Genomic DNA, 23,099 nt, shown 5'->3' with positions numbered 1-23,099 from the left:
CCGGTCTCGATCAGATAGTCAGGCAGCTTCGACAGTCTTGATCCGTCTTGCTCATGCCGCCGAAACGGCCCCCTCACCGGCCAGCCCGTCATCTTCACCGCCATTGCGTGGCTCTCATGGCCACTCGGATCCGCCCTCCTGGGTCGCAATCTCGTTCAGCCTATCGATAGACCGAACGTCGAGATCCGAACGTTGAGCGGTATCGGCGATAACACGTACTCCTCATCTGCCAGCCGCATCCGGCAGGCGAGCACGGCCGAGAAAATCTTCGACCCTGAACAGCGGCCACTCCGCCACCAGCACCAATTGACAGAAACAGAAGTATCTAATCAGGCCAGTCAAAGAGCTTTCGGATTATGCAAAACATCGTCACCCCTCCCCGAACTAATAGACTCAAAGAATTCGTCTAGCAGACCAAAAAGGAGTGCGACTGCGCTCTCATCCTGCTCGGGCGTGAAGTACCTAATATCCGGCAGTGCCGCATCTTCATAAATCTCACACAGAACAAGTAGTGGCCAGTAGAGCTCCGGGCGCCCATTTCTCCTAAGAACGAGCCAACTGTGAAAATCTCTGAGGATGGGATGGCCCGAACCCTGCTCATAGCCCGTAAGGAACGCACAGGTGCCCTCATAGGTGCGTCGCATCACATAGATTCCATGATGTTTCTTCAGGCGGGGAAAGAATTCAGGAAGCGATACGGGCATGATCAGAAACCAAAGTCCATGTCTTCCCAGTAATCAAAGCGTTTTTTGAATTCTTCAATTTGAATTCCCTTCGGGTGCCACTGATCGTAGACCTTGCCATTCTTCACCACCACGGTGTGATGGAACCAGCTCTCACCAAGCTCAGGGGTACCCTGCCCCTTAGGCCTGTAGGGCCCCATAGGCAACCCCTCGCCACCGGGGCCAAAGAACTTCTTAGTTTCTCCACCGTTCCTCTGGACAAACCTGGCGGCCCACTCGTCACAACCGGCGTTGTGGACAAGGACAGGGCTGCCCGCGAGTACATAGTACGTGCGAAGGTCCTCCACAGTGAGCGTGTAGGCGAGTGCACGGCGTGCAGAATCGGAAACTCCGCCAGTCACTCGTACGGGACCGCTAACGGTACTGACGAGCTGGTCCCCAAGGCGGAGCGCGTCGGCGCGCTGCCATTCACGATCTGTAGCGTTCCAGAAGCGATGATCTTCGGTGGTGTCGAGTTTGACGCCGTCGATCGTGAGGGTGTGGAGGTCGTCTTCGTGGACCCACACGCGGGTGACGCGCCTTTTGCCACTTTCACCGGTCTGCGGGTCGGTTGCGTAGACTTCGTCGCCGACCAGTAGTTGGCTGATGGGTTTGGTGGTGCCGTCGGCGAGGAGGACGTGGGTTTCGGGGCTGAAGCTGCACAGATGCCGGATGGCTTTGACGGTGGCCATGATCGCTATGGCGTCAGTGGCGGCTAGTGCGAGTTCCCAGCTGTAGATCCAGGACTCTGGGCAGGGGGCGACGCCGCAGTCCCATTCCCAGCCGAGGCTGTTCATGCAGGCGAACCGGTCGTAGCTGAAGTCGCCGCATTGTACCTGGATCTCGGCCTTGATGGGGTCGTAGCCATTCATGACGGCGTCTCGCATGGCGGAGCAGGTGCTGCGGTGGGCGCGGCAGGCGAGGTTGTCTTCGGTGTAGGTCTGCAGGAAGGCGTCCTTGGCGGCTTTACGCGCGCGTTCCGGGTCTTTCCCGCCGCCGCCCTTCGGCTGCGTCCTTTCGGGTTCTCGGGGCGGCTTGTGGCGCTTTTCGTGGGGTTGGCGGTGGTCGACGATCTTGTGCTTGCCGGGTTTGGGGCTGTAGTCGCGGAGGTTGCCTCCGTGGTCGCCGATGGCGTAGAGGCCGGTGGGATCGCTGAAGCTGGTCGGGTTGTTGTTGGCGTAGCTGTAGCCGTTCCATTGTTGTGGGTCGGCGAGGTCTTGGATGGGGTCGACGCTGATGAATCGACCGATTGTGGGGTCGTATTCTCGGGCGCCCAGGTGGGTGAGACCGGTGTCATCTTGGGTGCCGCCAACGAATCCCCGAGTGCCGAGGAAAATGGAGGGTGGCGTGGTGCGATCTTCTCCGTAGGGCAGGAGTCGCTTGCGGGTGGTGGTCAGGTTGTCGGCCTTGATTTGGATCTGCTCGGTGCCGTGGTGGTCACCTGCGCTCCAGACGAGGCCGGTGTGTGTGCGAACCGCGATGATGCCGTCGGCGGCGCTGTAGTAGCGGGTTCCGTCAGTCTGGGTGGCGCCGGCGGGAAGTGTGAGTTCCGTGGCGCCGAGGTAGAGGGTGGCTTTGTCAGGACCGCGGCTGATCAGCCGGTTGCCTGCGGTGTCATAGATGTAGGTGCTCTCGTCACTGCCTTCGCTGAGGGTGTCGACGCGACCTTCGGCATCCCACGCCAGTTGCTGCGCCACTCCGCTGTCGGTGTGGCGGGTGAGAGTGTTTCCGGCGGTGTCGTAGGTGTAGGACCGGGTCGGTGTGGTGGCGAGGGGGCCGGTGGCGGTGATGCTGGTGACGGCGTGGGGTCGGCTGGCGCCCGGGTTGGGGTAGGCGTAGGTCCAGGTGGTGTTGCCGGCGGGATTGTGGTCGGTTTGGGTGGTGCGGTTGCCGACGGTGTCGAATCCCCAGGTGCGCCAGTAGGGGTCGATGCTGCCGCCTCGTTGCGGTGTTTGGTCGCAGGCGGTGGCAGTAGGGGTGTTACCGGTCCAGGCGGTGGTGAGTCGGCGGAGGGGGTCGTAGCGGAAGCATTCGATCTGGTCGGCGGTGCCGTCGGTGCTGCCGAGGATCGAGGTGATGTTGCCGATGGCGTCGTAGCGGTAGCCGGTGGCGTACTTGCTGGTGAAGGTGCCGGGGCTGTCTTCGAGGTCGATGTTGGTGGCGTCGAGGCGTCCGGTCTGCTGGTCGATGGTTTGGGTGAGGCGTACCCGTTTGCCGGTGGCGCCGAGGAGGAGTTGGTGGGTGGGGCCGTGGGCGTAGTAGCTGGTGGCGGCGACGTAGGTGTCGAGGCCGGTCATGGTGGTGGGGTAGCCGTTGTTGTCGTAGCCGAAGGTCAGTGTTTCGGCGGGTAGTCCACCGATGGCTGGCTGGGTGCTGGTGGTGACGTTTCCGGCTTTGTCGTAGGTGAGTGTGTTGGTGTAGGTGCCGGCGAGGGCGCCTTCGGCTGCCGGGATGGTGACGCTGGTACCCGTGGGCAGGTAGCGGTCCGTGTACCCGGTGACGGTGGTGGTGTAGTTGCCGCCGATGTCGTGGCGAGTGGACGAGGTCAGCTGTCCCTTGGCGAGGCTGTCGTAGACGTAACTCGCCAATCGGGTGCCGGTACCGACGTCGCCGGCCCAGCGGCCGATGGTCCGGGACTTGCCGTCGTACTGGGCCGAGATTCTCTGTCCGCGGCCGTCGATGGTGTAGGAGAGTCGGCCGGCAGCGTCGTAGTGAGTGCTGCTGGTGCCTGCGTCCGGGTCGGCCTTCTGGGTGAGACGGCCGGCGAGGTCGTAGGTGTGGGTCCAGGTGTTGCCGGCCGGGTCGACTACGGCGGTGAGTTGGTCGAGGAGGTCGTAGGTGTAGGTGGTGCTCTGGTGGGTGTTCGGGCTGGTGGCTGAGGTGTACTCGTCCAGGCGCGTGACGTTGCCGCGTACGTCGAGGTGGCTGACGGTTTTGGTGCCCCCGGCCGGGGGCACGACCATGACGCGGTCGCCGTAGTAGGTCGCGGTGCTCTGCCGCCAGGCGGTGCCGAGTTTCTTGTCGACCTCGACGGTTGCCCGGTTGAGGTGGTCGTAGGTGGTCTCGCGGACAGCGGGGACAGCGGTCAGGTTCGGGTTGACCAGTCCGGCACCGGCTGCGGAACTGTTGTGGAAGCGGTCGGTGGTGGCAGCGACGTTGCCGCGGGCGTCGTAGGTGGTGGCGGCGACGATGCGTCCGCCGTTCGGGCCGGGTTGTTGGGTTTCCCTGGCTCGGCCGAGACCATCGACGTACTGGTAGGAGTTCAAGAACACAGGGCTGCCGCTGTGGGAACGCAGCGTTTCGGTCCTGGTGCGGGAGGGTGCGGTGGGTTGGCCGGTGCCACTGGAGGTGATCTGGTAGCTGAACCGCAGCGATGGCACCCCGGATGACTTGGCCTGCCCGGGCAGGTACACCTCGGCGAGCCGGCCGACCTGGTCGTAAACGAGGTCGGTGACCTTGCCGTTCGGGTCTCTGATCTGTGAGGGCTGCCCGGTGTGCCGGTCTACCAGGGTGACGGTGGCGTGGTTGAAGCCGCCACCGACCGTGCTGGTGATTCCGTTGTCCGGCCAGTTCACCGCCGGGCTGTAACTGGTCGTGGTGGTCAGCCCTGCCGAGTCCGTCGAGGTGATCGGTCGACCCGTGTTGTCGAAGGTGCTCCGACCAGTAGACACGAAGCTGGTCGGGCTGTGGTAGGTGCGGACCTCGGCGACGTTGCCGTCGAACGGTGTCTGGGAGCCTTCGACGGTGTAGGTGTCGTAGAAGGTGACGGTGCGCGACAGGAGTGTTCCTGAGCCGCAGGTGTCGCCGGACCAGGTCTCGACCCGTTCCGGGTAGTTGACCAGGTAAAAGGAGCCTGGCTCGTTGCGTCGGGCGTAGGTGTAGGAGGTGCACATGTTGTCGGCGACGCCGGTCTGGTGGTACTGGTGGAAACGTACTGGTAGGCCGTATGTCGCGTCGTAGACGGTGTGCTGGGAGGTCTCCCGCCAGTTGCCGTCCTCGAGTTTGACGCGGTGGTTCTCCAGGCCGACGCGGACCTGGCGGGGGTTCCACCAGCCGGGGCCGTTGAGGTTGCCCTGGATGACGTGGTCGTAGCGGGTGCTGCCGACCTCGGTGTAGGAGGCGTTGGCGGGGTTGGCGTTGTAGGTGGTCATTCGGTACTGCTGGGTCTGCAGGACCCGTCCGGCGCGTGCGTAGTGGTCGTCGTAGGTGTTGCCGGCCCAGTCGGTGACGGTGGTTTCCTTGAGGCCGCCGCCGCTGCCGGGGTCGTAGTAGTCGTGGTACATGCCGCGGAAGAACGTCGACGTCGACACCGTGTACTTCGACGGGTCCGTGCCTGAGCCCTGCACGACACGGACCTTGTTGTAGCCCGCGAACAGGTTCCACGTCTCGTGTTCGTCGGCGACCAGCGGGCTGTGGGGGGTCTTCCAGGCCGGGGTGCCGACGGAGTAGTCGTACTGGGTGACCTGGTCCGGTGAGCCACCCACCTGGTCCTTCACCACGACCTTCTTGACCAGATACTTGTGGAAGATCCCGAAGCCCGGGTCCGCGCCGGGTGGGGTGTGGAAGATCGGGTAGCAGTCCTGCGTGTTGACGTCCCAGTTGCCCTGCTTGCTGTTGTGCCAGGTGGTGTAGCCCGACTGGTTCGACCCGCCCTGCGGACACGGCCGCTGCGTGCCGTAGGTGACCTCGGTACGGCCGCCCATGCCGTTACGGGCCACGAGCAGCCGTGGCATCCGCATCGCCGACACGCCCAACCCGGCCTCGTCGTAGTCGACCCGGCCGTCCCGGTAGTCCGGCTGCACCCCGTCGACGTAGTCGAGGTTCACCGGCGGCAGATCGATCTTGTTCGCGTCCGCGCCGATCAACCCCACCGGCCGGATGTAGTCCAGGATGAACACCCGCTCCGTGAGCCCCGGCGGGTTGATCACCTTGTACGACAACTGCACCCGACCGACGTTGTTCCACGCCGCCGCACCCGCGTTCCACTGATACGACGTCACCCGATCGAGGATCCGGCTGGTGAAGAACGACTGGCTGTAGTTGCCGCACGACGACGACCCACAACTCAGATCAGCAGGTACGTCCGGATACGACGACGGGCTCGACGACATCGACGGACACGCCGCCGGCGTGTTGTTCAACGGGTCGTCCTCGGCGGTGCGTTCCACACACCGGCTCGCCCAACTGAGCACCGTGCGGCCGACCGGGACCGCACCCGCCTCGGTCGAGTTCCTCGCGTACTGGATCTCCGACAGGTAGCCACCACGGTCGTACTCCAACACCGACCCGGTCAACGCCCGCTTGTAATGGTTCGTCTCCCGCGTCCACGACAACACCGTGTCGTTCTCATTCGCGTCCCGAACCCGGTCCAGGTTCCACCGCCACGGATCCCGACACGAACCCGGATACGAGCCATGACACGGCTCCCCCGCCTCATCGCCCAGGAACGACATCTTCCACACCGAATCCCGCTCGAACCCGAACCGGTACTCCGTGCCGTCCTGCGTCCACACCTTCCAGTAGCCGTCGTCCTCCGCACCACCGGCAAGGAACTCCACCCGCCAACCCAGGTCATCGACGGTCTTCCACACCCCGGTCGTGGTCTTCACGATATGCGTCGACTGACCCTGCAACGAGATCGTCATCAACGCCGAGCCCTGATCGTTGGTGGCCGCCTCACCATCATGGTCGTCCGGCGACTCCCAACACATCTCCGTCGGATGCGCCGGACACGGCTTGTATGCCCGCTCAATGAACCCCGGCGTGTACGACCAACCCAAGCCCACCGGACCCGACTGGTTGTTCGTCCCGTGGGTCATTCCGTCGACCGCCGACGAGCTGTACGACAATCCCAACCCCAACGCACGTCCGTACGGCAGCGGCGGTTCCGGCAACGGATACGAGTACGAGAACGACCCCGCGCTCTCCCCCACCTGCCACGAACCCGACTCCTTCAAGTCAGTCGCCGTGTACGACCCCGTCGACCCACCCGACGCCGACGCCGCCAACGCGTACACGCCCGCCGACGCCACCGCACTGTCCGTCGCGAATCCCGAGAACACCCCACTGCGACCACCGGCACCGCTCGGGTCACCACCGACGTCCACCACCGCCGTCAGCTTCTGCGCATGCGGATCGTTCACCGACGACACCCACACCGGACCCGCCGAACACTCCGGCACCTCCGGCGTCGACGCCGCACACTCCGGCAACCGCACCAAGGTCAACCGATCCGCGAACGAACCACCGAACGCCTCCGCGAAACCCGAATAGTCGATCTCCACCCGCACCGCACCAGTGGCCGTCGACCCATCCGCCCGCGCCAACGAATACAACGGACCCGCATTACCCAACGCCACCGACGCCGCCCGGTCGAACGCCCGCACCCGCACCGCACCGACCTCATCGACGGCCACACCACGCCCCGCCACACTGTCGCCTGCCTGCGCCACGGTCACACCGAACGCCTGCCGCGCAGCGGCCGCGTCCTGAAGATCGAGCACCGTCTCACCACCGGCCGGGAACTCCGCCTCCGGCAACGGCTCAGTCACCGCATGCTCATCGTCCGGATCCGGGCCCTGCTCCACCTGCCGCAAACCGCGACTCGCCACCGACGCCGAATCACCCGGCGCTAAGGCCGGCGCAGCAGCCGCCGCCGGCTCCCGCACCTGCACCACCGGCAGCAACCCCGCCAGCACCGCCACCGCCAGAACTCCCGCCCTGACCCTTCCACGTACGCCAAAACGGTCAAATGCGGTGCCCCCGCGGCAGCCAGCAAACATGGCAACACTCCCCGTCGATCAAGAAAGTGATCGACACGCTAGACATCGCCAAGCCTCGACACAAGACCTCACCGAGGTGACCCGAACGAAGGTCCACCAAGGACAAACACGCTCCGCATCGACAGGCAATGTTCAGTGGCAGACCCGCCGCCACTCCTTACCGACTCAAAACGCCCAGCGCCCACCAATCACCGCCTGACCGAGGCCAGCATCCTTACGCACAGCGATCTTGCAAAGAGTTTCGCTCATTCGCCGCCGGCAGGAGGTGAGGTGGGCTGCCCGGTCGGTGGCGCCCCGACGTAGTCATGGTTGGGCGGCCTGCCGTATCGCCCAGGGTTAGGCCGGCCATGTGCCGGCGCTCGTCGAGGTCGTGTCCGTCATCAACGCCACGCGGAGTGCGCCAATTCAGCGCCTTGCCCTGCATCCGCTTCAGCCGCAGGCCGCGCGCTACGTCAGGTTCGGGTAGCTGGCCGCGACGATCGCTGACCGCCGATGAGCGGTACGGTTCGGCGGTGTCTGCCAGCGACGGAAGACCGGTGGTCTTTGTTGACATCGACGGTGTGCTCATCCCGTTTCGGGCCCGGCCAGCCGCTGCCGGGCGTGCACACAGCGGCAGCGCGGAAGACGGTCCCGATTGCTACGGCAATCCCCTGCTGGATCGTCTTGACCTCGATGACGGTCGCCGGCTCCTCGCCTTGCCGGGTGAGCTGGTCTGGGCGAGTACGTGGATGGCCGAGGCGAACGAGGTAGTGGCACCTCGGCTCGGCCTACCTGCTCTGCCTGTCGTCGACTGGATCGACGATGACGAAGAACCACCGAGCGGGGTGCACTGGAAGACCGCATCGGTGGCGCGGTGGGCGGCAGAACGTCCATTCGTCTGGCTCGACGACGAGATCACCGACGCCGACCGGCGATGGGCCGCCGCACATCACCCACACCCGACGCTGCTGAACCGCGTCGACCCGCACGTGGGACTGACCGACCTCGACCTCGCGGCAGTGCGCCGCTGGCTCGACCACCGGAACAGACAGCTTGATCCGCTGGGCCATCCGTCGCGTACCGGCTCGTCGGCTCATGGCCGCGACGCGGTGCGGCACGGATAACCAGGGTGACGTCTGCGGGCGAATCGGCGATGGTGATGCGGTGCGGATCGCGGACGATATGAACGACGACGAGAACTGGACGGGTGGCTTCTACGAACTGTGCCTGGTGCTCGGCGCATCTGACGATGCCACCGTCGGCCGGGTTTTATCGTGCCTGTGGCGTGCCGCCGACGTCCAGGGCTGCCATCGTCTTCGCGGCGACGGGACCGGGTTCGCGGCAGTCGACCTTGGCGTGGTGGCTCTCCACGAGCATGGTCACGTACGCGGAACGCTGACGCTGCCCTCGGGCGCCCGCGTCGTCTGCGGTGCTTTCCTGTCCCGGTACGAGGGGACGGATACCTTGGAGCTTTACCTACCGCTGGGCGCGCTGGCCCGAGTCGACCGCCGCGTCGGCGGCTACCCCTTCGACGAATCCAGCGGCGTGGAATCGTTGACCTGGCGTAGCCCGCTCGACCGGTGGCTGGCCGACATCGCGATCGCCGTTCACGGCGAGGTGCCGTTCCACCGTGCACTCATCGGTTTCGAAGTCCATGAGGACCACGGCAACAACGGCGACCAGCGCTATCACGCGATCCTGACGCCCAGCCCCGACGGCATGAAGTACTACCCCGCCAGCACCTGAGACGCGACGCGCCATTCGGTACTCGCGCTGCTTGGCAGTATCTGGGACATGAGTCCTACAGGCCTCGTGGGTGTGCGGAGAGCCAGTCCTGGTGTCGGCTCCGCAGGGCGTCACGGTCAGCGGTGGTGGGCAGGACGATGTCCATGCCCCCGTCGTACGGGTGATAGAGCCAGCTCAGATCTACGTCACAGACAAGGACGTTGCCGATGACGCCGTCGGATACGTGGCGTAGCAGCGGGTCGAGGCAGCCGGGCGACCAGGTTGTTTCGCTGGCATAGAGATGCATCCAGCTTTCGAAGCCCGGCTCGTCATCGATGCAGCTACTCGTCCAATATGCCCCGGACCGGTGCGCCTCGATGGTTTCAGCTGATCGGCCGGGTTCCCGCGGGTCGGGCTGGTCCGAATAGCCAGCGGTTATCACCAGCACGGCGGGGCCGGTCACCAACTCCGCCAAGACGGTGTTGTGTCGAGCCAGAACGATGCCGTACTCGATCTCCGTGTCGGGGTAACGCTGCGAGCCTGGCAAGGCGTGGAACCGCACCCACTGGTCCCGGATCTCCCGCACTTCATAGGGCAGCTTCGAGCAACCCGGCCACCGTTGGTCCCACAACGTCGACAGCCGGTTCGCATCCATTACGACGTCGATCATCGGCCAGTACTCGATATTTAGCAATAGGACAACCGCTCATGCCGTGACAAGTGCATGCATCGGGCGTGGGATCTGCGGTCTAGCATCAAGCGGTGAATTCGTCCCTTGACACCTTGCCGAAGATCGGGACACCCGCGACACGGGCGCTGGACGCCGCCGGCTACACCGCGCTACGCCAGCTCGCCGGTGTGCCACGCGCAGAGCTTGCCAGGTTGCACGGCGTGGGGCCGAAAGCACTGGACATCATCGAGGCCGCCCTCGAACAGCACAATCTGGGGCTGAGCTGACGACGGCCGGATGCGACGTGCCAAGTGGACCCCGACGCCCGCTTCTGCCGCTGGGTGAGCGTGGCAGCGTGCGTTGGAGGGGGCGCCGTCAGATGGTTCCGATGCTGCGGGTTGGGCGAGCAGATCATCGATCGCGCTGCGGAACTCGTCGAAGGTACGGATCTGGCTGGCCGCGTTCGCGTAACGGCGAAATGCCTCCCTGAAGTGCTCGGCCAGATGTTCGACCTTGTCGGTGGCTTCGGGTGTCTTGACGGTGAGATAGCTGGCGGCGCCGGCACCCAGATCGTGGACCACGGACAGGTCGACGAAGATGTCACCGGGCTGCAGAATCTCGGCCAGGTCAGGACGGTGCGCCTGATTCAGCGTCGAGGCCAGCAGGCGGGTCCGGCCCGGATCGTGGAGGGCGAACAGCGTAATCTCCGAGGTAGCGTCGCCTCCCACGGCCAGGGCGAGGTCGGTGAGGTGCCGGAAGCTGGCCAAGGTGAACAGGCCGGCGAAGCCGGCGTGTTCTCGTTGCCACAGGCCCGGCGCCGGCCGCAGCGGAACGCAGGCGCGGGCCGGGACGAACCCGACATCTGCGCTGAGCCACTCGGACTGCTTGACGTCGACCTCGTACTCCCAGCGGACCAGCCGCACCGCCTCCCGGCTCATACTCCGCAGCTGAGCTGCCTCGTCGCGGTAGTAGGCGGGAATGGCGAACCGGCTCCGGCCCGCGGTCAGCTCCCAGGTCAGCGCCCGCCACACCGCTAGGGCCTCACCGTCGCCGTTGTTGATCGCTTAGCGACACCACGGATTCAGATCCGCATCGTCTGGATAGTCCTGCTCCCACAGCCCCGGCCACATCGGGCCAGGCATATCCGCCTCGTCGGCACGGGCCACGTAGCAGTGCAGCCCATCGCGGCGCTCGTGTGCGAACCTCAGGAACGGCTCCAGATGCGGCATCTCACCAGGATGGCGGATCTGGAGCCGTCGTTACCGCACCAGCCCGATGCCTGACGCGGGCGGCATCCTCATCTGCCGCAAGTCGCGGTTGGTCTGGCCGAACGGCCGGAATCTGCCGGGTGAGGAACCAGCGTGCTGCCGAAGCGGTCCAGGTGTGGGCCTGACGTCACGCTGCCGCGATCGAGTATCCATCGGTGGCGATTTCCTCGTGCAGTCCCCCACGCACCCGCGCAGATCCGCCAGCCCGGGGTCGGCCAAAGACCTTTGTGAGGCGGGGAGCGCACTCATGTGTCGGGGCGGGTATCCGCCAGCCACGTGGTGAGCATCCGGCTGGTGTCCTCGCCGAGTGCCAACACCGCTTGTGCCGCCAATGCGACGAGCTCGTCGTGCTGGGCAGCGGTGACCGACAGCTGCGGCCGAGGGGTGCGGCGCCAGGTGGTTCGTGCGCCGTCGCGGGCGAGGCAGGTCACGTCGGCCTTGCCACGTTCGGCCAGGCGTGGGTCCGGGTCGAGGGTGAGCATCAGGGCAGCACGCAACTGGACGTCGACGCCGTGGCCACGCAGGAGGCGGTAGCCGGCCCGACGCAACTCCACCCGGCCATCCGCCAGCAGCTCCCACGGCAAGCCCCGCGGCAGGGCACCGGTCAAGGGCCGCAGCGCGGTGGTCACCTCCCGGACCACCGCCGGCGACGGATCCCACAGCAGCGGAAGCATCTCCTGCGCGACAACTGCATCGAGGAGGCGCAGGCCTCGTACCGCCTGGGCACGGACCTTGGCTTGCGGGTAACTCAGCAGCGGACGCAGCAGCGGGGTGTCCGCTGCCGAGCCGACCTCGGCAAGCCCAACGATCACACCCAGCGCCGGCTCTCCGGCGCTGACCGCAGTCCGGTAATGCGCCCGGGCGTCGATGCCGATCCGACGCGCCGCGTCCCGCGCTACCGCCCGGACCAGCGGCGCGTCATCGTCCAGGTACGCGGCAACGTCACTGTCCTGACCAACCCGCACCAGCCCGGTCAGCGCCACCACCCGTACCTCAGCACGAACCGACCGGGCCAGACGATATAGAACGTCATGCCGGCGCGTCCAGACCGCCTCACGGCAGGCCGCCTCAGCCGCCCGGACCCGAATCCCCACATCCGAGTCAGTCTCGGCGCAGGTCACGTAGTCGGGCAGACGCAGCCAGCCCTGAGCCACGACAATGTCGAACACGAACCGCCGCTGCCTGCGGCAACCCGATCCCAGCAGCCCGCGCCACACCTCCGCCGGGCTCGACAGCAACGCCGCCTGTACCTGGATGACGGCGAAGCCACCACGCAGCCGCGCGTCGAGGCGCAACGCCATCGGCAGCACCGCCGGCAGGTAGCGACCTGGATCGTCGGCGAGCAACAACGCCAGCCCGGCCCGCGCCCGGTCCCGTACCGGCTTGACCCAATCACCGGCACGCAGCACCAGGAACGGCATCACCTCCGGGCACGGCCGACCGACCATCGCCGCGACCGCGCGTTCCCGGATCCGCCCGTCCCCATGCATGCTCGCCAGCGCCATCGCGACAGGCCCCGACGACGCGACCGAGAAACGCGCCCCGACCCGCCACAACGCGGACTCCTGGGACGGGCCATACCACGGCGCCTGCCGCGCGTGCCGGTCCAGCCGGACCACCAACCCCGCAGCTCCGGCCACCAACATCAACGCCGACCCCGCCATCACCTCATCGCCGGCAGCATCGACCTCGAGCAGAACCCCGACGAGATGGTTCAACGCCTCCCACCGGCCCGCGCCGGCAGCGTCGTCGACCGCGACCCGCACCCTTCCGAGAGGCCCGTCCTCTCCCACCGTCGACCGCTGAACCCCGCTGCCCCGTCTCCCCCAGATCACCCCGACATCCTGCCCGAGCCAACAGATCCGATTGAACTCGATTCGGCCCAGTCGGAATGTCACTCCCGCTGAAGTACGGGTCATCCGACCTGCAGGGATTGTCGCCGAGGCTGCTCATCCGGGCTCACCCGCCAGGTTCATCCGGCTCGGCATCTCGCGGCTGCCCCGGCGGCGCCGTCGGCCCCGCCGAGAACACCCTGTTTCCCGCGCCAACCGCGACCACAGCGGCTTGAATAGCGGTGTGCAATTGAGCAAGGACGGGCGGAAGTGGCGGATCGGCGCCGCCGCCGAGGTGGAGTGGATCGCCGGTCACACCACCGCCGGCATCTCGATCACCACCGCCATCCCGCCGATCTTCGACGCCTACGCCACCACCCACCAGCCCGACGGCATCACCGTCGCCGCCTATGAACACGCCCTGGTCCAGGACCTCACCGCACAGACCCCCGACCAACCCTGGTGGCTGGCCTACCTCGACACCGGCCCCCACGACATCGTCTTTCCCCGCGCCCCCAGAGTGTCGCTCTACTGGAACTGGCCTTACGTGCTGGTAGAGGCCGGACCCGAGCAGGCACTCACCTGGCGCACCGGCCACATGCGCCACGGTGACGGATCACTACCCGACCTGTTCTTCCCCGCCGATCGCTCATGGCTGGTCTCCGCACTCTGGGACGACACCTGGACCTGCCTCGGCGGCCCGGAACCGCTGATCAACACCCTCCAACAGAACCCTCTGGCCAACGCCCACCGAGTCCGACCCGACGAAGACGCGCTACCACCGGGACTCACCCGCGAGTGACACCCAACAACTGCATTACCCAGATGGAAACCGCTGAGCGAAGGGTCTGTCAAAGCGGCACCGCTTCCGGCCGAAGCCGTCACACCGGCAGAAGGCCGTGAACCGAGCCCACGCGACAATCCCCGCCCGGGGCGAACCCGCGATCGCCACCCTCATGACCTGGAAGATCCTGGCCAAGCTGCGCTGCTGCCCACAACGAACGACCTCGATCGTGCAGGCCATCCTCGCGCTGCACCACATCGAAGCCAACCCTACGCAGGATGAAAATGGCTGTGACTTGGCCGCTACACCGTCGAGGGCTGGCCCAAGGTTCGGGTCAGCCCTCGACCTGGTCGGGACGTCAGGATTCGGGGCGACGGCGCAGTGAGCGCAGCGCGGGAACCGCGTCGGTGGCGGCGAGCGCCCAGAGCACGAGCAGCGGCTGAAAGAGCAGGCGGACCGCCCGCGCCGCGTCGGTGTCCAGGCCGAATCCGTCACGCCCTTCACTGAACTGAGCGATGTTGCCCGGGAACACCGCGACGAAGAAAGCCGCCACGACCACTCCGGTCAGGCCACGCACGGGCTGTCTCCACGCGGCGAGCAGAGCCAGCCCCAGACAGATCTCGACCACTCCGGAAACGACGACGACGAGGTCAGCATCGAGCGGCAGCCAGGAGGGCACCTGCGCCCGGAACTCCTCGCGCGCGACGGTCAGGTGAGCGACGCCGGCAACGAGCAGCATCACCCCCAACACGACCTGGCCGACCGCACCCGTCAACCGTCGGACAAACGTGGATGTCATGGTGCCTCTCCCACGGCGTGAACGAGGAACGGACAGCCGGCCCGCTGCGGGGGCGACTCCCACCACCCTACGAACAGACGAGGCGGTCCGGCTCCAGGTCCCATACCGCCCCGTCTGTCGACTGAGCTGTAGGAAGTCCCCGCCGAGGTGACCAACCTGGCCTGAGCTCTGCGAACCTTCTGGCGGATGTCGTGAGGATTCTCGACCACATGGACGGTAATCGCGAGGTCCAGTAGCGCCTGTGCGGCCCAGGCACGCGCCGCTGGTTGAAACGGCCTCGCTGCTGCCCTGTCGCTCATGCAGAGCACGAGGCGGGGCCGCGGGTCCATCGTGCTGACGATCCACGTCAATTTCAACGCCTCGGCCAGTACTTGTGACGCTGCGCCGACTTCGGCGGACCCTGATAGGCCCAGCACTCCACGAGAACAGTTCGATCGCTGTCGCGGCCGTCGACCTCGACCCGAACTCCCGACAGCACAGCGATCTTCGCTGGCTCCAGCGTCAAGCCCAGATCGCGGCCCAGCAGATCAAGCATGACCCGCTCGGCGTGTCGCTGCTCCGCAGAATGCCCAGGAGGCAAGTGATCTTCGAACGTCCGAGCAACGGCATCACGTGAAAGCACCTCGCTGCGCGGTGTTCTCGGATCCTCGCCGGCCAGGACCCCGCTCGTCCCCTCGACGAGTTCGTTGACGATTTTCCCATCCGGACCTTCCACCGCCGGACGGTTCCGGCCGACTGCAACGCGCGGCAAATCTGGTTGACCTGTTGCCGCGGCCGGACACCCGTACGGTGTGACAGCTGATCATCGTCCAGCGGCCCCGAGCTGAGCCGAAGTGCTTCAAGAACACGGTCGCGATTGCTGACAGCAGCCACACACGGAGTCTGGCCGACGGCCGACGGCCTCGCCTCCTCCCGTTCGGCGGTACACAGGCTTGCGCCCGAACTGCGGCAGATGTGCGCAGCCGACTCCCCGAGGATCGGCTTGGGCACGGCGACATCCTTCTAGCTCTTCGCCAGGGCAAGCCGTCTCAGATGTCACCTACCGGTGCAGCAGACCCCCGTTTCAGGTGGTCCGCTGACGTGCCACAGCGATCTCGGCGTAGTGGTCGACCGCCCAGTCCGCCAGTGCGGAGAGCGGCTCCAAAAGGCTGACGCCGAGCGGCGTCAGTCGGTACTCGACGCTCGGCGGCATCGTCGGAAACACTTCACGTTCGACCAGGCCGTCGTTCTCCAACGTCCGCAGCGTCCGTGTGAGCATGCGCGGGCTGATGCCCTCCACGGCCCGGTGCAACTCGTTGAACCGGTACGGATGCCGGCCGAGCAGAGTGAGCAGCAGCAGCGTCCACTTGTCGTTCACCCGCCGCAGCACGTCGGTGACCGGACAGCGCTCGTACTCGCCGATCGGAACGGGGTTCGGCAACCGGTGGTTGTTCAGCGAGGCACGCACAGCGGTGTTCCTTGTGGTCATGAAAGTGCCTTCTTTCGCTGCGTCGGCCGTCTCTCCAGGATGAACACGTCAGGGAAAACGGTAACGGAGGGCGACATGGGCGTCGTGGTGGTCAGCGGGGGCACGAACGGAATGGGACGCGCGTTGGCCCTCGGACGAGCCGAACGCGGCGACCGCGTCCTGGTGCTCGGCCGCAACCGCGAACGCGGCGAGGCACTGGGCGGCAGCGGGATCGACTTCCTTCCCGTCGACCTCTCCAGCATGGCCGAGACTCGGCAGGCCATCGCGCACATCCTCACCGAGTTCCAGGTCGTGGACGCGCTGGCGTTATTCGCCAATGCCGTTGCGCCGCGTCGCATCGTGACCGGCGAGGGACTGGAACGCACCTTCGCGCTCTACTACCTCAGTCGCTATCTGCTCAGCTTCGGCCTGCGCCCGGCCCTGGACCGGGCTACCGCGCCGGTGATCGTCAACGTCGCCGGCGTCGGGGTCACCAAGGGTGGCGTGCGTTGGACCGATCCGCACCTGGCCTCGGGCTACTCCATGGTCACTGCGCAGGTACAGGCCGGTCGCGCCAACGATCTGCTCGGCGTGGGCTTCGTCCAGCGATCCGGCAGCCGTGCTCGATACGTGCTCTACCACCCCGGTTTCACCAAAAGCGGTGACCGTAGCCCGCTTCCGCTGGTACTCCGCGGGCTGCTGGCGGCAGTCTCGGTGACGGCCAAACCCATCGCGGACGCGGTAGCACCGATCCACCAGTTCCTGGACACGCCACCGGCCGCGCCACTGACCGCCATTGACCGCGACAGGCCACTTCCGCTCAGTTTCCCCACGCTCGACCCTCAGAACGCCGAACGGTTGATGGACCTCACAGAAGAGCTCCTCACCTGAAGCTGCCCGCTACTCTCTCTGCCGTCATGCTGACGCACCCGGTAACGAGACCTCTGACGAAGTGGGTCTTGGACACGTACCGGTCGGCCCGTGCTGTGCATCAGGGCTGGGACGCCACGGTGAGCTTGGCGATGTCTGGGGCGTAGACGGTCATCCAGTGCGGATGCAACCGGTAGTAGACCACGTCGTTGTCCCAGTCGAAGAGGTCGTCGACGTAGAAGTCCTTCAAGTACGCGAGTACGTCCGGCCAGTCCGTGGCCTGGTTGCCGTTGCGGGGGTTGAGGATCTCCACCGTGCCGTGCGTGAAGACGCCGAGGTCCTCACCACGCATATGCGCGGCACTGGCGGCGGGTCGCGCCGCGAGATGGCGCGCCTTGGCGGCGTCGCGCGCCGTGCCGAAGTACCACCTGCCCCGCAGGAAGTGCCCGTCCACACCACTGATCCGCGGCTCGCCTTTCGCCGTCACGCTCGACAGAGCGAGGGTGCACATGCCGGTGAGGACCTGGGTGAGCTGCGCCGCGTTCAGTGTGCGTGCGGTACTGATGATCGAGCGGAGGTGGGCGGTAGAGCCGGCGAGGGAGGCGTCAAGGAGGGCCTGGAGGTCTTCGAGATCTTCTGGGGTTTCGCGCATGGAAGTCCTAGTCTCTCCGTATCTATGCGTGCCTGGTCCGCGCCCATCACCGGCGCCGACCGATGAACCCATGCTCACCCCAGAACCTGACACCTTGTGTCATATTTCTTCGACTGGTTTGCGGACGCCAGCGGGCAGCACGGCATCCGGCGCGACGTGACTGGCTCCCGGCTGGCGACGCGCACGCTCTGCGGCAGAAGCGGACGTTCGGCCAACAACCTGACCGGCGCGGCAAGGGGCACGAAGACAAGGACGGCAGCACCAGGTGCGGTGGCGGCGGCCTTGTCGCTGTACCCGCTGGAGAGCGTCCCTGGCCTGGGACTCGTTGGCGCGAAGGTGGATGTCACCGCGTGTCGAGCACGACGAGGCGGGTGTGTTCGGAGAACAGCCTGCTCGCGGTCAGTCCGAACATGGCGTGGAAGCTGTCGCTGAAGTGTCCCGGCGAGGCGAACCCGGCCTCGGTGGACGCCCGGGTCAGGTCCGCACCTTCGCCGACGGCGAGTGCGACGTGCAGCATCCGTGCCCACAACCGGTACCGGCGGAAGCTGGTGTGGGCGTTCGCCGAGAACAGGTGCAGAAATCGTGACGTCGACAGGTGTACCTCGGCAGCGAGCTGCGGCGCGCTCATCTTCTGGTCAGGGTGAGCACGCATGATGCCGATCGCGGTGCGGATCCGCTCGTCCATCGCATCAGGGTTCGGAGGGTCGACGAATTCCCGCAGTCGGGCCGGATCGGGGAACGAGGTCTCCTGTACGTGACTGATCAGCGACGACTCGTGCTGATAGTCGAGCCCGACCGAGGGGGTGCGTTCGGTCATGCGAGCGCGGACACCCTCCGCCAGGCCCGAGCCTGGGTCGAGGTAGAAGAAGAGCATCCGACCGTCGTCCGCGATGACCCGGTGTCGTGTTCGCGCCGGTATGAGGGCGCTGCGGGTACGCCGTTCACCGATGTCGTCGGCTTGCAGCGTGAACGGTGCGTCGACGCCCAATGCGAAGCAGTGCACGGAACCGGAGTGCGCATTCAGCCTCATCGAGGGCCCCAGATAGGCCGCCTGTCCGAGCCAGATCCAGATCCTCGCCGGCTCAGCCCGACACGTTTCTGGAAGCAGGACATCGACCACGTGGCCGATGATCGCACACGTGCTGATGACCGCAGAGGAACGACCAACGCGCACGCTACGCCCGCCAGGACGGATCAGGCGGAGACTGGGGCAAGGGCTCCTCGTGGCGGCCGGATTGCTCAACGTGCTGCCCGGCGCTGGTGCCGTATCGCCGGCCTGGGCCCGTACGGCCTACGGCGTGGACGTCACGGGCGCGAACCTGGAGACACTCATGCGGCATCGGGCGATCCTGCTCGCTCTGGTCGGCGTCACCATCATCGTTTCGGCGTTCCGCCCGCACCTGCGCCCCGCCGCGGTGGCCATCAACGCGGCCAGCTTCGGCACCTTCCTGCTTCTCGTGCTGACCACCCCATCGCTGCACCAGCAGGTGGTCCGGGTGGCGCAGGTCGACGCCGTCGCGTTGCTCGTCCTGTCGGCGGGGACGGCACTGCTCGCGTCCAGCCCCTGCGGTCGCCGCACGACGCCGGTTCGAGAGCGCGCATGACGACCACGGTCATCATCATCGTCGGGACGTTCTTCCTCGGCATGGGCGTCTACGCGCTGGCCGCGCCTGCGGCACTTGCCCGCCCCTTCCGCATCGTCATTGAATCAGCAGAAAGCCGATCTGAGATTCGGGCGGTCTACGGCGGGTTCGGCCTGGCGATCGCCGCCGTACTGGCTGCGGCGGCGCTCGATGTCGGCGATGTCCGGACCGGCGCGGTCATCACCGTCGCAGCGGCCCTTGCCGGGATGGCACTGGGCCGGTTGTTCTCCCGGATCGGCGACAGGGCAACGGGGTTCTATCCGATCTGGTGGTATTTCTGGATCGAGGCCATCGGTGCCGCCCTGCTGTTCGGCGTCGCCTGACCCTGATCGTGGCGAGTCGTATGCGGGTAGGAACGCACCGAAGATGGCGTGGTGCGGCGGCGGTGCGTTCTGGGTCATCGGTCGATCGGATGACTGACGGCGATGATCGGCTATTTTCATGGGCGACGGACCCGCTGCGACGTTTAGGAAGGAGGCATGACCAACGAGCGGACCGTTCCCCTGCTGCCGTGTGCCTCCATCGACGACATAGAGACCTTCTACGGAGTTCTCGGTTTCCGCACCACGTACAAACAGCGCAAGCCCCACCCGTGTGTGGCGGTGCAGCGGGAAGACCTGCATCTACAGTTCTTCGAGATCCCCGGATTCGACCCGGAGCAGTCCTACGGCTCGTGTCTCGTACTCACCACGGACATCGAGGGGCTGCACCGGGCATTCGCCGCCGGCATGCGCGCCGCGTACGGCAAGGTGCTGGTGTCCGGAACGCCACGGATGACCCGGCCGAGAGCGCGGAAGAACGCCGACGGGGTGGGCGGATTCAGCGTCATCGACCCGGGCGGCAACTGGATCCGCGTCTTCCGCGACGCCCCCACCGCACCCATACCGGCCACCACGCCAGCCGGGCGGCTGGCCAAGGCGCTGGCGAATGCTGTCGTGCAGGCCGACTCCCGGGGAAACGTCGGACAGGCCGTTCGGATCCTCGACAGCGCGTTGGCCCGGCCACAGGCCGACGACGACCCGGTCGAGCAGGTAGAGGTCCTGGTCTACCGCGCCGAACTCGCGATAGTGCTGCACGATCCGAAGACCGCGGCCGAGATGCTGGCCCGCGCCCAGTCCGTCACGCTCACGCAAGACGAAACCGAACGGGCGGCACCCACGTTCGACAACGCCACCGACCTCGCCGCAGCACTGCGATGACTCACTCAACGAACTCCGCCCCCACCACACGTCGGGGACTTCGGCCCTACCCACCGTCCGGCCACACACAGCGTGACGGTGGCAGCCGGCAGGCAGCGCGTCCGCTCGGCGGCGAATGCGCGCCCTACGTGTTCGTGGAGCCGGTCTTGCGGACCAGCAAGTACCCGTACGGGGGCTCCGTCCCTTCCGGTGGCGTGCTGCCCTGGAAGACCGGGGCGAACCCCGCGGCGGTGAAGCGGTCCTCCATCTCCCGGGCCGAGAGCCAGTACCGATCGAAGTCGACGCCAAGACTCCCGACGGGGCTACCGGGACCGTTTCGATGCCCTGACCCGTCGCCGTGCTTGAACGCCGCCACCACATAGCCGCCCGGCCGCACGACCCGGGCCAGCTCGGCAAACGCCCGTACCCGGGCGTCCGGTGCCAGGAAGATCAACGAAAACCAGCACACCACCCCCGCCAGCGACGCGTTCCCGAACGGCAACTCCCGCAGATCGGCGACCTCGTAGCCGAAACCCGGATGCTCCCGCCGCGCCACCTCCACCATCCCCGGCGACAGATCCACCCCGCACGGCGACAGACCCCGACCCGCGAGGTACGGAAGAAGCCGCCCAGTGCCGCAGCCCACGTCCGCGACCTCTACACCCACGGTCAAGGTCAACTCGGCGAACAGATCGAGCATGGCGCGCTCGACCGGCATGCTCTCCAGCACTCCGACCAGGTTCTCCGCATACCACTCCGACAGCACGTTGTGCGCGTCCCGCAGCTCCTCGGTACTGGCGTCCATCCCCCGCTGGCCCTCCCCATCCTCGGCCGTCGCGGCAGCGAATCTACCGCAGGACGCCGGGCTGGACACCGAGTGGAACATCCGACTTCACCCACCGCGACGTTGCAGGGCGTCACGACCGGATGCGGCAGATCCGCGCATCCGGCCGTGTCCAACTCATGCTGCGGGACGTGCGATGAGGATCTCCGCGTGCGGGATGACATCGTTCTGCGGCTCGACCGCGCAACCGCGGAAGATCCGTACGCCGCGTTCCACGAGGCCGGAGTGCACACCGCTGCTGGCGCGGCCATCACCCCGCCCACGGTCGAGGAACCCGCGCGGCTGGGCACTCCTCTGCGGGACCTGGGCCACGCCCTTGGCCGTCGATGCTCTCCGTACGGGGATCACGCGCAGCGGTGAAGGGTCGTGTGTGCTCAACAGCAGGGGTGGATGCCGCGCAAGGCCCGGAAATGCTCTCGCACACGGACGGCAGGATGGCTTCATGGGGATTACCGACCCGTGCGTGACCGTCTCCGAAGCAACCTTCGTGCCACGGTTCTTTCTCGATCCTCACGAGTCGTTCACGTCCAGCGCCGCGAAACCGCTCGGGCCTGTCGGGCCCCAGTGCCAGGCTCGTACCGAAGGGTCGGATGCGGCCAACGCGCTGCTCAGCAACCATCCTGCGCCGGCAGCTATCTGCAGCAGGTCGCGGAGAGACGCATCATCGCGGATCACCAGGTCGGCGGGAAGGTAGGCGGAGTCGGGCCGGGCAGCGAGTTGTCCGGCGTACGCGAGAAGGTCATGCGCGACATGGGCGGCGGTTCCCCGCAGTTCCCGTCGAGCGTGCCGGCCGGGCGCCGCCAGTCCTCGGACTGGTGCGGTGCGAGTACCCGTACCATCTCGGCCACGGCCTGGTCGACATCACGACTGTCCATCAGGCGCATGACGAGGAGCCTGCCAAATCTCACACCGCCTCGCTGAACACGTACCCATCGTCAGTCCGAGTCTGCATCGACGCCGGCACCGGCCCCGTAGGCGAGGAGGGGTTCGCGGCAGATGAGTGTGCTGTCGGTGGGCCTGGTGGCGACTTCGGCACGATCCTGCAAGGCTTCACCGTCGGGTCATGTCTCGTAGGTGAGCGCCTTCTGTAGGTGGAAGTGCGCGACGTCGAGCATCCACTTCCGGTTCGGGAAGTCGCCCTCGGCGATACGCAGCGGGCCGCCGACCAGATCCAGATGCATGACGTACTGGTAGTACCTGACCCGCAGTGGGTCGAGGTCCGGGTTTCGGAGCATCGCGTAGTGCGGGCCGAAGCGCATCCGCATCCAGCAGTGCTCCACTTCGATGTCGGTGTACATCAGGCCCTCGATGTCGATGATGACGGGCTCCCCGTCCGGTCCGACGAGCGTGTGTTCCGCGCAGAGTTCGCCGTGGACCACGCCGTGCTCTGCCCGTGGGTCGAGTGCGGCGTGCAGAGTGCGGAGTTTCTCCTCCAGCATCGCCTCGGCTTCGGCCGCACGGGCGTCGCGAGACACGGCGGTGGCGATGTTCACCAGCGCGCGTTCCAGGTAGGCCTGCTCGCAGGTCGTGTCCGGCGGTGCGCCTCCGCTGTCGATCCACGCGACACGCCCGAACGCCGGTGCGCGGTAGGTGTGCATGCGCCGCAGCATGTCCGCCAGGTGGGCGAGCGTGTGCCGGCCGGCGTCCGGGTCGCGTTCCAGCAGCGCTTCCAGCGTTCCGCCGCGGACGTCCTCCGCGACGGCGATGTCGGCCGGGTACAGGTCTTTGCTACGGTCGGCGAGCAACAGCCGCGGCGAACGGACGCCGATCGAAGCCAGTCGACGGGTGGCAGCCTCGAAGTAGTCGATGTGAGTTCCCCCCGCTTTGATGGAGCGGTGGTTACCTGCTGCCGGCTGGCGCAGGGGTGGCGATTGGTGGCTCGGCTGGCTCGGTATGGCGGCTGT

The 23,099-nt window shown here is 66.5% G+C and carries 19 protein-coding genes and 1 pseudogene; 8 read left to right on the top strand and 12 right to left on the bottom strand.

Annotation, left to right across the window (positions count from 1 at the left end):
• Positions 1-706: 706 nt before the first annotated feature.
• Positions 707-7,426, bottom strand: a complete 6,720-nt coding sequence (locus ABZ738_RS27460) for an RHS repeat-associated core domain-containing protein (RefSeq protein WP_357217799.1) — start codon at positions 7,424-7,426, stop codon at positions 707-709.
• Between the two features lie 614 nt (positions 7,427-8,040).
• On the opposite strand from ABZ738_RS27460, the gene ABZ738_RS27455 reads away from it, so the two are divergent.
• Positions 8,041-8,607 carry an HAD domain-containing protein gene (locus ABZ738_RS27455; protein ID WP_357218011.1) on the top strand — a complete coding sequence of 189 codons (567 nt, stop codon included), beginning with the start codon at positions 8,041-8,043 and terminating at the stop codon, positions 8,605-8,607.
• Positions 8,579-9,229: a hypothetical protein gene (locus tag ABZ738_RS27450; protein WP_357217796.1), complete on the top strand. Its 651-nt coding sequence runs from the start codon at positions 8,579-8,581 to the stop codon at positions 9,227-9,229. Before ABZ738_RS27455 ends, ABZ738_RS27450 begins: the two co-directional genes overlap by 29 nt.
• A 55-nt stretch (positions 9,230-9,284) precedes the next feature.
• Here ABZ738_RS27450 and ABZ738_RS27445 read toward each other — a convergent pair whose 3' ends face one another.
• The 3 genes from ABZ738_RS27445 to ABZ738_RS27435 form a co-directional block, all read right to left on the bottom strand.
• Positions 9,285-9,878 (bottom strand): hypothetical protein, encoded by a 594-nt coding sequence (locus ABZ738_RS27445; protein WP_357217793.1) that lies wholly within the window; start codon positions 9,876-9,878, stop codon positions 9,285-9,287.
• A 170-nt stretch (positions 9,879-10,048) separates the two neighbouring features.
• A complete protein-coding gene (locus tag ABZ738_RS27440) occupies positions 10,049-10,909 on the bottom strand; it encodes a hypothetical protein (RefSeq protein ID WP_357217791.1) in 861 nt (286 codons plus the stop codon).
• Positions 10,910-11,391: 482 nt separating this feature from the next.
• Entirely contained in the window at positions 11,392-12,912 is a 1,521-nt protein-coding gene (locus ABZ738_RS27435) for a hypothetical protein (RefSeq protein ID WP_357217788.1), read from the bottom strand.
• A gap of 310 nt (positions 12,913-13,222) precedes the next feature.
• On the opposite strand from ABZ738_RS27435, the gene ABZ738_RS27430 reads away from it, so the two are divergent.
• Together ABZ738_RS27430 and ABZ738_RS27425 are read left to right on the top strand one after the other, a co-directional pair.
• Positions 13,223-13,780: a hypothetical protein gene (locus tag ABZ738_RS27430; protein WP_357217785.1), complete on the top strand. Its 558-nt coding sequence runs from the start codon at positions 13,223-13,225 to the stop codon at positions 13,778-13,780.
• Between the two features lie 52 nt (positions 13,781-13,832).
• Positions 13,833-14,030 (top strand): annotated as a pseudogene (locus ABZ738_RS27425) (IS5/IS1182 family transposase); the annotation flags it as partial.
• Positions 14,031-14,120: 90 nt separating this feature from the next.
• Here ABZ738_RS27425 and ABZ738_RS27420 read toward each other — a convergent pair.
• The 3 genes from ABZ738_RS27420 to ABZ738_RS27410 form a co-directional block, all read right to left on the bottom strand.
• Entirely contained in the window at positions 14,121-14,561 is a 441-nt protein-coding gene (locus ABZ738_RS27420) for a hypothetical protein (RefSeq protein WP_357217782.1), read from the bottom strand.
• 352 nt (positions 14,562-14,913) lie between these two features.
• Positions 14,914-15,276: a hypothetical protein gene (locus tag ABZ738_RS27415; RefSeq protein ID WP_357217779.1), complete on the bottom strand. Its 363-nt coding sequence runs from the start codon at positions 15,274-15,276 to the stop codon at positions 14,914-14,916.
• Between the two features lie 348 nt (positions 15,277-15,624).
• Positions 15,625-16,008: a helix-turn-helix domain-containing protein gene (locus tag ABZ738_RS27410; RefSeq protein ID WP_357217776.1), complete on the bottom strand. Its 384-nt coding sequence runs from the start codon at positions 16,006-16,008 to the stop codon at positions 15,625-15,627.
• 96 nt (positions 16,009-16,104) lie between these two features.
• Between ABZ738_RS27410 and ABZ738_RS27405 the strand changes: the two genes are divergently transcribed.
• On the top strand, positions 16,105-16,899 hold the full coding sequence (locus ABZ738_RS27405; protein ID WP_357217772.1) for an SDR family NAD(P)-dependent oxidoreductase: 795 nt from the start codon (positions 16,105-16,107) through the stop codon (positions 16,897-16,899).
• 100 nt (positions 16,900-16,999) lie between these two features.
• Here the strand turns inward: ABZ738_RS27405 and ABZ738_RS27400 are convergent, their stop codons facing one another.
• Entirely contained in the window at positions 17,000-17,530 is a 531-nt protein-coding gene (locus ABZ738_RS27400; protein ID WP_357217768.1) for a pyridoxamine 5'-phosphate oxidase family protein, read from the bottom strand.
• Between the two features lie 343 nt (positions 17,531-17,873).
• Positions 17,874-18,560, bottom strand: coding sequence for an AraC family transcriptional regulator (locus tag ABZ738_RS27395; RefSeq protein ID WP_357217765.1), 687 nt, complete (start codon positions 18,558-18,560; stop codon positions 17,874-17,876).
• Positions 18,561-18,657: 97 nt separating this feature from the next.
• Here ABZ738_RS27395 and ABZ738_RS27390 point away from each other — a divergent pair, with 97 nt between their 5' ends.
• The 3 genes from ABZ738_RS27390 (at position 18,658) to ABZ738_RS27380 (ending at position 20,372) form a co-directional block, all read left to right on the top strand.
• Positions 18,658-19,134, top strand: a complete 477-nt coding sequence (locus tag ABZ738_RS27390) for a hypothetical protein (RefSeq protein WP_357217762.1) — start codon at positions 18,658-18,660, stop codon at positions 19,132-19,134.
• Positions 19,131-19,496, top strand: coding sequence for a DUF4345 family protein (locus ABZ738_RS27385; protein WP_357217759.1), 366 nt, complete (start codon positions 19,131-19,133; stop codon positions 19,494-19,496). Before ABZ738_RS27390 ends, ABZ738_RS27385 begins: the two co-directional genes overlap by 4 nt.
• A 156-nt stretch (positions 19,497-19,652) precedes the next feature.
• On the top strand, positions 19,653-20,372 hold the full coding sequence (locus ABZ738_RS27380) for a VOC family protein (RefSeq protein ID WP_357217755.1): 720 nt from the start codon (positions 19,653-19,655) through the stop codon (positions 20,370-20,372).
• 124 nt (positions 20,373-20,496) lie between these two features.
• On the opposite strand, the gene ABZ738_RS27375 is transcribed toward ABZ738_RS27380, so the two are convergent.
• From ABZ738_RS27375 to ABZ738_RS27365, 3 genes are all read right to left on the bottom strand, one after another.
• Positions 20,497-21,156 (bottom strand): class I SAM-dependent methyltransferase, encoded by a 660-nt coding sequence (locus ABZ738_RS27375; RefSeq protein ID WP_357217752.1) that lies wholly within the window; start codon positions 21,154-21,156, stop codon positions 20,497-20,499.
• Positions 21,157-21,866: 710 nt separating this feature from the next.
• Entirely contained in the window at positions 21,867-22,070 is a 204-nt protein-coding gene (locus tag ABZ738_RS27370; protein ID WP_357217749.1) for a hypothetical protein, read from the bottom strand.
• Positions 22,071-22,256: 186 nt separating this feature from the next.
• Positions 22,257-23,099, bottom strand: an 843-nt coding sequence (locus tag ABZ738_RS27365; protein WP_357217746.1) for a phosphotransferase, incomplete at its 5' end; no start/stop codon positions are given.

Origin of the sequence: Micromonospora sp. NPDC047793 (assembly GCF_040642635.1) — a bacterium.
In the GTDB taxonomy this organism is placed as follows: Bacteria; Actinomycetota; Actinomycetes; order Mycobacteriales; family Micromonosporaceae; genus Micromonospora.
The sequence above is the reverse complement of the archived record's forward strand: the minus strand, read 5'-3'. Positions and strand labels throughout refer to the sequence as shown.